Here is an 11,467-nt window from a genome sequence, read left to right as displayed (position 1 = left end):
AACGGCCTCGGAGTGACTCAACGTGCTTTTCGAGTACATCTGACTACTCCCTGAAGATGGAACCCTAAATTCGGTGTCCAACTTTCGGGGACCACTCCAGCAGGCCGTTGGTGTTTTCGTTCGTGCCGCGTTGCCAGGGTGAGTAGGCGTCGCAGAAGAAGACGGGAATCCCGGTCGCTGTCGTGAAATCTGCGTGGCGGGCCATTTCGTTGCCGCGGTCCCAGGTCAGAGTCCGGCGCATGGGCGTGGGCAGCTTTTTGAAGGCATCGATGAGCGCCGCGATCACGATTTCGCTTTTGGCGCCGTGTGGGAGCGGGATGGCGATCAGGATGCGACTGTGTCGTTCGACCAGGGTCACGATGTGGGAGGTCCCGTAGCGTCCGACGATCATGTCGCCTTCCCAATGCCCGGGTGTCTTGCGGTCGTTCGCCTCGACGGGACGGTCCTTCAGGGGCACGAGGCCTGGTATCCGTGACTTCTTCCCGCCGGAGGCAACGCGCCGTTGCGGATGGCGGCGCAAGCGCCGGGTCCGGAGCTTGGTGGTCAATTCCGCTCGGAGACCAGGTTGGGCCTGGACGAAGAGCGAGGTGTAGATGGTTTCGTGAGACACCCGCATGCCCGGGTCGTCTGGGAACTCCGCGATCAGGCGCTTCGAGATCTGTTGCGGAGACCAGCAGACCTTGAGTTTGGATTCCACGTGCTCGCGCAATCGATCGTCAGTGGCGAGTTTCCCGAGTCGAGGCCGCCAGCTCCGGCCTCTGCGAGGCGTTCAGCATGAGCGGCACGATAGCCGTTTCTGCCACTGTTACGAAGCACCTCCCGCGAAACAGTGGAGACTGGCCGACCTAGCTCGCTGGCGATCGCTGTCAGTGACCGGTTTGCGGCGAGGCCGCGCGAGATGGTTTCCCTCTCGTCGAGCGACAATCGCAAGGCCGGCCGAGGCTTCGTCGCCCGCGGTCTGACACCACCGGACTGCTTGAGCCACAGACAGGCCGTCGACCTCGATATGCCCGTCAGTGCGGCGGACTTTCTAAGCGACGCACCCGACGCACGTGCCGTAAAGAACGCCATCCGCTGCTCCGGTGGCTTTGGTTTTCGTCCCATTCTCGCTCCTTTCCAAGAAGCAGATTAGGAGGTCACCGGAACCACACCCTTGCATTGACCGCTTGAAACTGTCCTGGCCAGCCGTGCAACAAAAGACGTGGACACCCTCTTCCGCGGGGAACTCGACGAATTTCTCCACGCCCTCGATGGCGCGTTGGCCGCGCCGTGGGGCGACATCACCCTCACCCGCTCCGACGTGTCAGTCATCGAGACCACCTCGCGCCGCGTCAAACCTCGGCGATTCCATATTGTCCTCAGTCTCAAAGGCGTAACGTGGCGCCGCATCCAAGTCGAAGTGGCCTTCCCCGAGGGCGCCATCGCGGACGTCACTGATCGCTTCCCTGCTCCGCGGCTGGGGTACTTTGGTGTCCACCCGGCGGCAGAGCTGGCCGGAATCACTCTCGCGTACCAAGTGGCACAGAAGTTGCACGCCTGCTCTGACCCGCATCAACCCCCTACATTCAGCAACAACCGGGTACGCGACATCGTGGATCTACTCCTAATCCGAAACACGTTTTACCCGCAGCCAACAGACCTGAAGCCGCTCAGAGCGGCGGCCGAGGACGTCTTTACCGCCAGAGCCGCCGAAGCCACGGTCCTTGGACTTCCTCCACGAATGTGGCCGCCTCTTATCGTGAGCAATCCGCTCTGGGAGGACGAGTACGAACGCCCAGCCACGGAGGTAGGAATCAGCTACTCACTAGACGACGCCATCCGCCAGGTGAATCAGTGGGTAGAGCAAATCAGGACGAGCTAACCTCTCGCCAGCAGCGGGAGAAAAGTCATCTCGGGACACGATCCGGTCCGCTTCTCCTGGCATAGAGAAAGAGCGAGCATTCGTGGAGCGCGACGGTTCGCAATCGTCTCGTGGCCGAAGCTGCTATTCCATCGTCGCCGCCAACGCGCGACGTCGCGTCAGCACGTCCTTGATTGAGACTTTTCGCGAGTACTCGATGGACCCATACCTGAACAATTGCACCGCGACGCGGAGCACGATCGCGGAGAGGATGAAGAGCTCGGCGATGATGATGATCGCTGACCAGAGCGGGAGCGTTCCAAACGCGTTGCGCAAAAGCGCTGTGACGGGGGCGGAGTAGGGGAAGTAGCTGAAGATCTGGACGATGGTCGCGTTCGGGTCGCTGATTACGAGGGACACCGTGTAGAACGGGATGAAGATCAAGACCATCAGCGCCCCAAAGATGGGTCCCGCATCTTTCACGGTGGGCATGACAGCGCCGAGGGCGACCAGTGTACCGGTGAACAGTGAAAAACCGCCGAAGAGAATAAGCGCCCCGACGATCATCTGTTGCGGGGCGAAAACAAGCCCCGACAGGTCGAGGTTGGGGATGTTGAGCTGGTCCCGGAGGAACAGGTAACCCAAGACAGTGGGCAGGGCGAAAACGAGCATTTGGACGAGCCCGACCATGAACAACGACACCACCTTGCCCAGGAGCAGACTGGTGGGGTTGATGGTGGTCAGGATCATCTCGGTCACCCGGTTCTCCTTCTCCTCCAAGGTGGAGTTGAGCATCTGGTTGCCAAGTAACAGGATCGCGACGTAGAACAGGACCAGGAACAGCAGCGCTGGGATAACAGAGTTGAAGCCGCCAGCGACGTTGCCATCCTTGAACGTGGTCATGTCCGTGTTGATGTTGCCCTGGATAATCGCGGTGGCCTGTGGAGAATTGAGCTTCTGTTCAACGCTGGACTTCAGGATAGATTCGGCGACCGAGGAGTACTTGCCGTTGGCAAAGAGCCCCTGATCGGCGCCGTATACCTTGATGGCCTGTTTAGACGGGTCAGCCGGGTAGACGAAAAACGCGTCCACTTGCCCCGACTTGACCGCAGACACACCGGCATTGGTACCCGATGCTTCGGCTCCCCCGAGTTGGCTGATGATGCTCGGGTCGATGAGACCGGAGTCGTCGGTGTACTCGAAGGAGAGGTGAGCGTTCTTCTGTTCGTCCGCGGACTTACTGGTTGAACTGTTCGAAACGAAAACGAGGAGGAACACGACGACCAGCATCACGGGGACGAACAGGGTCGCCACCCAGAATCGGCGTTTGGTGACCGTGCGCAAGAACTCAAAACGGATGACAGTGCCAAGGTTGTGCCGAGCCATGCTCACACCTCCGTTTCGGTCTGGTCGCCATACACTTCGACGAAGATATCGTCGAGCGATTTCCTGGTCGGCGTGAACCGGCGCACATCGATGCCAGTGTCCACGAGGGCGCGGAGGATATCGGCGAAGTCCGCGTCGTTCGACACCTCAAGTTCCGCGTGACCCTGGTTATCCGACGCAACCCGGTAGCGAGTGGAAGGCGGAATGACACCGGTGTGATCGACGTGGATGATGGTACCGCCGAATTGTTCCTGGACCTCTTCAACGGTGCCGTAAGCCCGCGCGGTACCGTCCTTGAGCAAGATGACCCGGTCACAGAGGCGTTCCACTTCCTCCATTTGATGGGTGACCATGAGCACGGTCGCACCGGCCTTTCTGCTGTCATCGATGACATCCATGACCAGGCGACGGTTGATCGGGTCGAAACCTTTAGTTGGCTCGTCCAGTATCAGCAACTCCGGATCATTCATGATCGTCACGCCGAGCTGGATTTTCTGCTGCTGACCACCGGATAGCTTGTCGAGGCGCACCTTCTCCTTGTCCGACAAACCGACTCGCTCAAGGTAGCCCAAGGACCATTGCCTTGCCGTGACGCGGCCCAAACCTTTGAGCACCCCGAAATAAGTCATGACATCGATCACGGACTCCTTCTTATACAGCCCGCGCTCTTCTGGAAGATACCCAAGCCGGACACCATTCTCCGGGCGGAACGGACGCCCATCAATAAGGAGCGTGCCGGAAGTCGGCTGGTAAATACCCAGCAGCGCACGAATCGTCGTCGTCTTTCCCGACCCGTTACTGCCCAGGAACCCAAAAGTCTCGCCCCGTCGAATATCGAACGAGAGATCACGGATAACCGTGGTCTTGCCAAAATCCATTCGGAAACGGTCGATGGACACGAGCGCGTCAGCTGTCGAAGAGGTCACCGAACCAAAGCTAGCGGCCAACCGCGACACCGGCTAGAGACATGGCCGCGAATAACGGGCGCAAACGACGCACACCAACACTGGTTTCACTCCGCGGGCATGCCAGGCAGCCCTCCTCCAGCGTGGCCGGCCGCCGACGTCGCGGGCTGCCCGCAAGCGGAACCTTGAGTGGGACGGCTACAAAGTTCCGCTAGCGGATCCCTTAACTTGTTGGCTGAGTCGCAGCGTGGGAGTTGGGCTAGCGTGGGCCTTTTGACGCGCGCGTGGCTGACGAAATGGGAATGGGCTTGCTGCGGCGATGCTTTTACCATCGGCGATGAGGTCGACTTCGGTATCGAGACGCGAACGCCGAATGATGCTCTCGCTGACATGCTTGGACCGGAACTTTTCGCCACGGTGGACACGATGGAGTCGCACCATGAGGAGAAGTTCACCGATCGTGTGCGCGGCAGGGTTGTCGCGGTACACGCGGTCACGCAGGATGTCGTCGAGCGTCGATCGTGGCGTCGGCCCGGCCACGGCGCGCCACCCGAATCGATCATGCCGACGGACGGCGACGAGTGGCCGATGGTTGGCCGTGATCTCGGCAATGGCGCGTTCCTAGGAACTACGCCCTCTCGATACATGATCGAGATCGTGCCCGTTGCGAATACAGCGAGGTTGGCCCCGGCTCAGGGCGTTCGGCTGCGCATCGACGAAGACGCCGAACCCGACGTCGAAGAGTTTGCTGTTCTACCGCCCGAGCAACACCGACGCTCACTGGAGGGCTGGCTCGTCGACGTCCAGGAGCACGAATAAACTTTCGGAGAGAATCCCAGCCATGCTGCGGCATTGTCAGGGTGGCTTTTCGACCTGAGACGGCGGGCACTACGAACCCAAACGGGAACGCTGAATGGGACACTGCTTAGGTGATAACAGAACATGCCCTCTTACCCGTGATTCCCGGTCGTGAAATTGAATTCGAGCTCGCCTTTGCCGATGCGCGGGCCATCATCTCGTCAATGCCCGGGTGCCGTAGCCTGACGCTGTCGCGTTCGATCGAGTCTCCGAGCACATACCTATTGCTCGTTGAGTGGGAGCGACTCGACGACCACACGATCGGCTTCAGGCAATCCGCGCAGTACCAAGAATGGCGCGCCCTACTGCACCATTTCTACGAACCGTTCCCCTTGGTCGAGCATTTCCAGACCGTCCCGTAGATCGAACGTTGTCTGGCGGCATCACATGGCTGCTGTTCAGCTATTCAGCTGACTCGAGCCATGCGTCTACGACGTCTCGTGCGGCGGCGGGCCGTTCATGGAACAAGAAGTGGCCGGCGCCCTCGATGATGGTGAATGTGGCTGCAGGCATTGCGGCGGCTGTCTCCTCGGCGGCGGCGAGGGGAATGAGGCGATCTGCGGCCCCATGGATGATCATCGTTGGGCACGTTATCGACGGCAGCATCGAGCGGAGGTCAGAGCGCTGAACGACAGCACGCTGCTGGCGCAGGAAGGCGCCCGGGCCAACTGGCACCGTCATAGCCCGCCATGTCGCCAGCAACGCCTGGTCAGACTCGTTGTTGGCTGCGACGACGCCGGAGAAGGCGGCGTCGACGAGAGCGTCGAAATGCCCGTCCTCGACGAGTGCGGATTGGCTGGACCGCGCCTTGACCTGCCCTGTGGTGTCGGCTCGGGCGGACGTGCTCACGAGGGCGAGGGCAGTGACTCGGTCGGGTGCTTGCCGGACGACTTCCAAGGCGACGTACCCTCCCATGCTGGTACCAAGAATGGCGAATTCTCCAGCGTTCTCGCGGAGAATCCGTTCAGCCATTGCCGCGATCGTGTCGTCATGGCGGGTATCGGCCAAGGTGACCTGACCGTGCGACCAGACAGTGTCGATCACCGGCGCGTAAGCGAGGGGGGAGCAGAGCAACGGCGGAACCAGGACGATCTTCATGAATCCATTCTCACCAGACCCACCGACAGTCAAGTCGAACGCCACCTCACAAAGTCCAGTTGAATGAGGCGAGCGTGAGTTCATTTGGCTTGTTCTGCCTGGATGGTTGAGGTTGGTGCGTCGATCCAGGCCGCGGCTGGGGAGGCGAGGAACTTTGGCTCGCCTCTGGTGCTGAAACGCTCGCGGTTGGTCTACGGAGTCAGCCCGAGGAACTCCCGCAGAGGGCGTACGCCGTCGACTTCCAGTTCATGCTCGGGTCGGTTCAGGGCTTCGGCAGTCAGAACCAGTCTCTGGTTCAAGGCCATCTCGCCGTGGCGCCTCTTGAGGCGACCGACGCCGTTTTCCCGGTATCCGGATTTTCTCGACACCGCGAGCGACGCGGGATTGTCCACGAATGCTGCTGAGGTGACCTCGGCGGCGTCCAGGTGATCAAACATGAAGGCGCAGAGGGCCTGACGCATCATCGTCCCGATCCCTCGGCCGTGGTGCTTCATGCCGAGCCATGAGCCCGTTTCCCCTGTTCTCGTGACGAGGTAGTCCTTGGTTGAGATGCTCTGGCAACCGACGACTTCACCGTCGAAGCGAACCGTGGTTTCAAGGGTCCAGGACGCCGGCGACATCGCGGCCCGTTGCGCCCAGTGGTACTGCATGAGTCTCAACCGGATCTCGTCCGTGGAACCCACGGTCCACGGGAAGTAGAAAGGCATCTCAGTTGGCGCGTGGATGCCGGCATGGGCAAGCGCATCGAGTTCGGGTAAGTCAGCGTCACGTACAGGAGACAAGGTCACGGGTCCACACGTGATTGTCAGTCCAAAGGGTGGCCACAGCTCTTCAATTGGTTCGGACATGTGACCAACCTATGTGCGCCAACGGCTTCACCGCGAAGCGTTGGTCACTGGTGCTTCCAGAGATACTGGGTGTTCTACTCACTCAGGATACGTTGGTAGAGCAAGTGGTCCTGCCATGTGCCGGCAATTTTGAGGTACTTCTCGGCAATACCGATGGGCGCGAATCCAGCCTTGCCCAGGACTTTTTGGGATCCGAGGTTGTGCAGCAGCGTGCATGCTTCGATGCGGTGCAGACCGAGATCCTCAAGACAGTGCTTCAGAACATTCCGCAAGGCTGCAGAGGCGAGGCCCTGTCCGGTGTGTTCTTTGTCGACCCAGTACCCGATGCTCGCGCTCTGGAAGGGCCCTCGAACAATTCCCGAGAGAGTCATTCGTCCGATGACAGTGGCACCGTTTACGAAGACAAGTGGATAGCCGGCTCCGGCTTCCAGCTCTTCAATCTGGCTCGTCAAGATCCGAGTCTGATCGGCGGTGGTGAAGAAAGACTCCGCACGTGACGGCTCTCATGGAGCAAGATGTTCGCGGTTTCGTTTATAGGCATCGAGAACTGGTCCAATGTCTCGCTCGGTAAGCAGCCGAAGAGTGGCATCGGCTGAAAGCTCAACGGAGTCGGACATCGTTCGATGCTAGCCGTCAGCACCTTCCCGATGACCACTCCTCCGAGCTGCGCCACCTGCGCATCATCGCCCGTACAAGGTTAGCCATTCGGCGAGTGATGCCGGATCATGCCGCGGTAATTTATACGGCATGAACGAGACGCTCTACGTCGGCTGATCGAAGCCGGTTGACGTTCCCTTCTGAAACAGAAAGGCGTCACGCCCGCCGACCGCGCTGTGGCGCAGGAATTCGTCTCGATAGGGGTCCCGCTTACGGGCACGACGCTGATGTCGTTAACCGGCCGGGAAGCATTGGCGCTGGTTCATCGGGTTGTTGCTGGTTGGGCCATCGAGGCGTCGTGGAGGCTTGCCACTCAGCGCTACTTGGCGGCCGACTTCATGCTGAGTTCGTCGGCCTCTTCCTCCGTAACGATTCCGACGAGCTCGGCAATCTTGACGACGATGTCTTCCATGGGTTCTTCGGCCGTACTGAATCCACCACGCGACGCGAGTGTCGGGGTGACCTGGTCGAGCTCCTCGAACGTCACCCCGTGCATGACCGGAACTAAGAGGCTCCGGCGCAGCAGAGCGCTGAGCTCGTTGCTCGCAATGCTGCGGTCGGTACGCAGCTTGTCGAGCATTGCAGGCGTCACCAGCACGATCCCCATGCGCGAACTGACCAGTCCACGGTCGATGGCTGCTCGCATGTCCGTGCCAGGTCGCAGGCTCACCTCACTGAACCACACCGACACGTCTTTTCCGAGGAGCAACTCGTAGACGTCATTCGCGGCCGCCTGACGGTCGGGCCAGGCGTGACAGAGGAACACGTCATTCACCTGAGTCCGGAAGACAGTCGCCGCGCGGACGGAGTCCAGGTCGCGCACCTGCTGTTGCGTGTACGAGGCAGTCGACCCGCTGGGCTGCCAAGCCGGACGGGCGACACCACGTCCCCCGCCCCCGCTACTGCCCGACAGGCTCCCACTCCTACGCACAGGCACGGCCGGTGTGGGGTAGGACGGGTACGACCGAGGCGGCGAGTATGAAGAACGCCCATAGCCGGACGAGCATGCAGGGCAGCTCGCGCGACCGCTTGCTGTGCGGTGGCCTTCTCTTGGAGCTGTGCATTGAGCCATGTGCTGATGATACGGAAGACCTAAGACACCGAGTGGAGCAACGGCCCGTCGGTGCCCGTAAGCCGATCGTCCACCGGCCACTCCCCCAGCTCGCCAACACGCCGGAATGACGCGGCCGCGCCGCGTCCGGTAGACCCGTCCAAAATAGGTTCCGGTGAACGGGCCCTATGTGAGACTGCCGGCATGACGGAATTACTGATTGGCTACGCCCGGGTGTAGCTTTCATCGGTTCGTGGCGGCATTCTTTGATCGCTTTCTGGCGTATCGAATAGATTGCCTGCGCCAGTTCAGAGCGGGGTCAGTGCCTCGTATCCGATAGGTTGCCGGATATCTCGGCCAGACATTTCAGCACGAGTGCACCAGGGGACGACTTCATCCCGTACGGTCAGCGTGTAGCCCGTGCACGTTGCTCAATAGATTCGGTGTTCCCCACATGTCAAAGTCAACATTTCTTCTACTCACGCTCGCCGTCGGCATGGCCCTGGCGGGCTGTGCGCCCACCGGCTCGGGGCCGTCAACTGAAGCCCCGACCACCACCGCCACGACCGCAGCGTCTCCAACGACCTCCGCGACACCGTCAGCAGTCTCGTCGACCTCCCCGCCGTCGCCGCTGCCGTCACCGTCGACACCAAGAAACAGCGCGACTGGCGCTGCGGGATGCATCCCGAACGGCATCGCGATCCCCGCGGGCGCGACGACGGCAATCATCGGGGACGTCGACGGCGACCAACAGCCGGACACCGAGTTCTACACCGAGGTCGGTGCGTTCAGCTACGGCATCCATACCGCATCCGGGGCCACGGCGCTCCTACCCGATGATCTCGCTGGCCCCGGCGCGCACAGCGGATGGAGCGCCCCGCTGGATGGCCCCGCCATCGTCGCGACGGTACTGGATGACGGGCGCTCGGCGTCGCTACACGCGTTCATTAACTGCAGCTTCGTCACAACGATGGGCACAGACGGACAGCCCTACCGCTTTTTACTCAACGGCTTCGGAGAGCACGGAACGGGTGTTGCGTGCAACAACCGAAATGGCGGAACCCTCATCGAGGGTGCCCTCGCCCAGAAGCGCGGTGACGGGCTCTACGACATCCAGTGGACCCAGATCAATATGTCTGCGGACGGCACGACAGCCACCAACGGGACCACTGAGACCCGGTACGCAGGCCTTGCCGAATCGGATCTCCTGGTAAAGCAGGCCATGGGCAGCTACTGCAACGACGTACCGGAAGTCTCGACTAGCGGCAGGTAACAAAACCCGTGCCCTCATCTCGTAAGCACCTGCCCCTCGCCCGGGAACAGTGATCTCCTACGTCTTGTATCCCATGGTTTTGAGGCGCTCAGGTTACGAGACACTTCTTTGCGCGATGCCTGCATTCATCGCCGGCGTTCGGTGCCCTCGCACCGAACGCTGCACACCGGCCCGAGAGGTCACTTTGGATTACTTAGACCATTTTTGCCTGTTTGCCCGATGACGATCACTGTCACGTATGTTGAACCTGGCGGCGCCGACTTCAACGTGACGTTGGGCGGCGGTTCGAGGTACGGGGACCCGGCTTGGATAGTCACTAACACGTAGGCCCACCCGTCTCTCCCACTGATGACGATGGGGTCCGCGCTGCTTGATCCTGTGGATCCTGTGGCAAATTTTGACTCCGTGGGAAATCCGAATTGTGGGTAGGTCCGGCGGTAGTAATCCAGGAGCGCGGAGGGACTACCTTGAGCGGCGAAGACGGCCGTAACACAGGCGTCCTTCGCTATATTCGGTTCGGAGCTTCCGAGGTACTCGGCTCGGCCGAGCAGATCACCACCGGGTGGAGGATCGTTGAGGATGTGAACCACCCGAATCTGTGCAACTGTTTTCCCCGCGTCGGGCGCGTTGAACGAGCAGCCCGCCACCCCGAGCACCACGGCCACGCCGACACCGAACACGACGCCTAACCTCACGTAACCACGCATGTTCAGACCTCCGCTCGAGTGACGATTCATGCTGTGATCTCAGTTCCCGACGCTCTTACGCAGAGCCGTGGTGTTCACGCAGCGAACAACGATCGCGGTGCTCGATCCACAGCCGCGGCTACTTTCTAGCAGTGCACAAGGAACTCAAACCAGCCCCCAAGAAAGGGCAACCGATTCAGAACCTCGCAAATGTCGATCGCCACGCAGAACAAGAGAACCAGTCAAATCTCCACCCTCCTCAACGACCCATCCCACATAGGCGTAAGCCGGACGGACAGCGCGACAAATCAGCGAGCATGGTCTCAGGAGGATCGAACCGCGGGGAGCCGTATGATCCGATCCGGGCAAAGCTACGATGAAACCATGACCATCGAAGACACCGGTCCCCGTCCTCAAGCATTCGATCTGGAGACCGAGACCCTCAAGAACCCGAACTACCGCACCGTGGCTTGGAGTGGCACCTACCTGCAGGTCACCCTCATGTCGATCCCGGTCAACGGGGTCATCGGACTAGAAAAGCACCCTGACACCGACCAGTTCATTCGGCTCGACCGCGGCCGTGGCCGCGCCCAGATGGGACCAAGCAAGAACGAACTGACCTTCGACCAAGAGGTAACCGACGGGTGGTGCGTCATCGTTCCGGCCGGCAGCTGGCACAACGTCACCAACATCGGCGACGAGCCCATGCAGGTCTATACCATCTACGCGCCCCAACACCACAAGCCGGGCAAAGTTCACCAGACCAAGGCGATCGCCGACGCCGACACCGACGATGCACCCGCCGACTGGTCCGTTCAACCAGAACCCGTCGCTGACCAACACGCCTGAACGGAGCCGCCCGACC

Annotated in this window: 12 protein-coding genes and 2 pseudogenes; 5 read left to right on the top strand and 9 right to left on the bottom strand. The window is 60.8% G+C overall.

The genetic code is table 11. From position 1 onward, the window contains the following. Nucleotides 1-64 precede the first annotated feature (64 nt). Nucleotides 65-718 (bottom strand): annotated as a pseudogene (locus tag E3O39_RS17715) (IS30 family transposase); the annotation flags it as partial. Beyond that, a complete protein-coding gene (locus E3O39_RS19930; RefSeq protein ID WP_370294989.1) occupies nucleotides 643-1,071 on the bottom strand; it encodes a helix-turn-helix domain-containing protein in 429 nt (142 codons plus the stop codon). The pseudogene E3O39_RS17715 and the gene E3O39_RS19930, both read right to left, overlap by 76 nt. A 106-nt stretch (nucleotides 1,072-1,177) precedes the next feature. Here E3O39_RS19930 and E3O39_RS17705 point away from each other — a divergent pair, with 106 nt between their 5' ends. Next, complete coding sequence (locus tag E3O39_RS17705) at nucleotides 1,178-1,861, top strand: nucleotidyl transferase AbiEii/AbiGii toxin family protein (RefSeq protein ID WP_134450136.1); 684 nt, start codon at nucleotides 1,178-1,180, stop codon at nucleotides 1,859-1,861. A gap of 123 nt (nucleotides 1,862-1,984) precedes the next feature. On the opposite strand, the gene E3O39_RS17700 is transcribed toward E3O39_RS17705, so the two are convergent. Further along, on the bottom strand, nucleotides 1,985-3,226 hold the full coding sequence (locus E3O39_RS17700; protein WP_134450135.1) for an ABC transporter permease: 1,242 nt from the start codon (nucleotides 3,224-3,226) through the stop codon (nucleotides 1,985-1,987). A 2-nt stretch (nucleotides 3,227-3,228) separates the two neighbouring features. Further along, a complete protein-coding gene (locus E3O39_RS17695) occupies nucleotides 3,229-4,104 on the bottom strand; it encodes an ABC transporter ATP-binding protein (RefSeq protein WP_134450141.1) in 876 nt (291 codons plus the stop codon). A 291-nt stretch (nucleotides 4,105-4,395) separates the two neighbouring features. Here E3O39_RS17695 and E3O39_RS17690 point away from each other — a divergent pair, with 291 nt between their 5' ends. Both E3O39_RS17690 and E3O39_RS17685 read left to right on the top strand, forming a co-directional pair. Beyond that, complete coding sequence (locus E3O39_RS17690; RefSeq protein WP_134450134.1) at nucleotides 4,396-4,950, top strand: DUF6578 domain-containing protein; 555 nt, start codon at nucleotides 4,396-4,398, stop codon at nucleotides 4,948-4,950. 110 nt (nucleotides 4,951-5,060) lie between these two features. Then, nucleotides 5,061-5,351 carry an antibiotic biosynthesis monooxygenase gene (locus E3O39_RS17685; RefSeq protein WP_134450133.1) on the top strand — a complete coding sequence of 97 codons (291 nt, stop codon included), beginning with the start codon at nucleotides 5,061-5,063 and terminating at the stop codon, nucleotides 5,349-5,351. Between the two features lie 40 nt (nucleotides 5,352-5,391). On the opposite strand, the gene E3O39_RS17680 is transcribed toward E3O39_RS17685, so the two are convergent. The 4 genes and pseudogenes from E3O39_RS17680 to E3O39_RS17665 form a co-directional block, all read right to left on the bottom strand. Continuing rightward, on the bottom strand, nucleotides 5,392-6,087 hold the full coding sequence (locus E3O39_RS17680; RefSeq protein ID WP_166787431.1) for an alpha/beta fold hydrolase: 696 nt from the start codon (nucleotides 6,085-6,087) through the stop codon (nucleotides 5,392-5,394). A 191-nt stretch (nucleotides 6,088-6,278) separates the two neighbouring features. Continuing rightward, nucleotides 6,279-6,935 (bottom strand): GNAT family N-acetyltransferase, encoded by a 657-nt coding sequence (locus E3O39_RS17675; RefSeq protein ID WP_134450131.1) that lies wholly within the window; start codon nucleotides 6,933-6,935, stop codon nucleotides 6,279-6,281. Nucleotides 6,936-7,009: 74 nt separating this feature from the next. After that, nucleotides 7,010-7,399: pseudogene (locus tag E3O39_RS17670) on the bottom strand (GNAT family N-acetyltransferase); the annotation flags it as partial. 512 nt (nucleotides 7,400-7,911) lie between these two features. Beyond that, nucleotides 7,912-8,415 carry a toll/interleukin-1 receptor domain-containing protein gene (locus tag E3O39_RS17665; RefSeq protein ID WP_198413472.1) on the bottom strand — a complete coding sequence of 168 codons (504 nt, stop codon included), beginning with the start codon at nucleotides 8,413-8,415 and terminating at the stop codon, nucleotides 7,912-7,914. 682 nt (nucleotides 8,416-9,097) lie between these two features. On the opposite strand from E3O39_RS17665, the gene E3O39_RS17660 reads away from it, so the two are divergent. Continuing rightward, a complete protein-coding gene (locus E3O39_RS17660) occupies nucleotides 9,098-9,916 on the top strand; it encodes a hypothetical protein (protein ID WP_134450129.1) in 819 nt (272 codons plus the stop codon). Between the two features lie 179 nt (nucleotides 9,917-10,095). On the opposite strand, the gene E3O39_RS17655 is transcribed toward E3O39_RS17660, so the two are convergent. Then, on the bottom strand, nucleotides 10,096-10,653 hold the full coding sequence (locus E3O39_RS17655) for a hypothetical protein (protein ID WP_206751294.1): 558 nt from the start codon (nucleotides 10,651-10,653) through the stop codon (nucleotides 10,096-10,098). Between the two features lie 333 nt (nucleotides 10,654-10,986). Between E3O39_RS17655 and E3O39_RS17650 the strand changes: the two genes are divergently transcribed. Continuing rightward, a complete protein-coding gene (locus tag E3O39_RS17650; RefSeq protein ID WP_134450127.1) occupies nucleotides 10,987-11,451 on the top strand; it encodes a cupin domain-containing protein in 465 nt (154 codons plus the stop codon). The last annotated feature ends 16 nt before the right edge of the window (nucleotides 11,452-11,467 follow it).

Origin of the sequence: Cryobacterium sp. MDB2-A-1 (assembly GCF_004402675.1) — a bacterium.
GTDB lineage: Bacteria > Actinomycetota > Actinomycetes > Actinomycetales > Microbacteriaceae > Cryobacterium > Cryobacterium glucosi.
This window is presented reverse-complemented; position numbering and strand designations above follow the sequence as displayed.

Coding starts and splice junctions, on each gene's coding strand:
- E3O39_RS19930 (WP_370294989.1), bottom strand. CDS start 1,071: ATGGCGTTCTTTACGGCACGTGCGTCGGGTGCGTCGCTTAGAAAGTCC.
- E3O39_RS17700 (WP_134450135.1), bottom strand. CDS start 3,226: ATGGCTCGGCACAACCTTGGCACTGTCATCCGTTTTGAGTTCTTGCGC.
- E3O39_RS17695 (WP_134450141.1), bottom strand. CDS start 4,104: ATGGATTTTGGCAAGACCACGGTTATCCGTGATCTCTCGTTCGATATT.
- E3O39_RS17680 (WP_166787431.1), bottom strand. CDS start 6,087: ATGAAGATCGTCCTGGTTCCGCCGTTGCTCTGCTCCCCCCTCGCTTAC.
- E3O39_RS17675 (WP_134450131.1), bottom strand. CDS start 6,935: ATGTCCGAACCAATTGAAGAGCTGTGGCCACCCTTTGGACTGACAATC.
- E3O39_RS17660 (WP_134450129.1), top strand. CDS start 9,098: ATGTCAAAGTCAACATTTCTTCTACTCACGCTCGCCGTCGGCATGGCC.
- E3O39_RS17655 (WP_206751294.1), bottom strand. CDS start 10,653: ATGAATCGTCACTCGAGCGGAGGTCTGAACATGCGTGGTTACGTGAGG.
- E3O39_RS17650 (WP_134450127.1), top strand. CDS start 10,987: ATGACCATCGAAGACACCGGTCCCCGTCCTCAAGCATTCGATCTGGAG.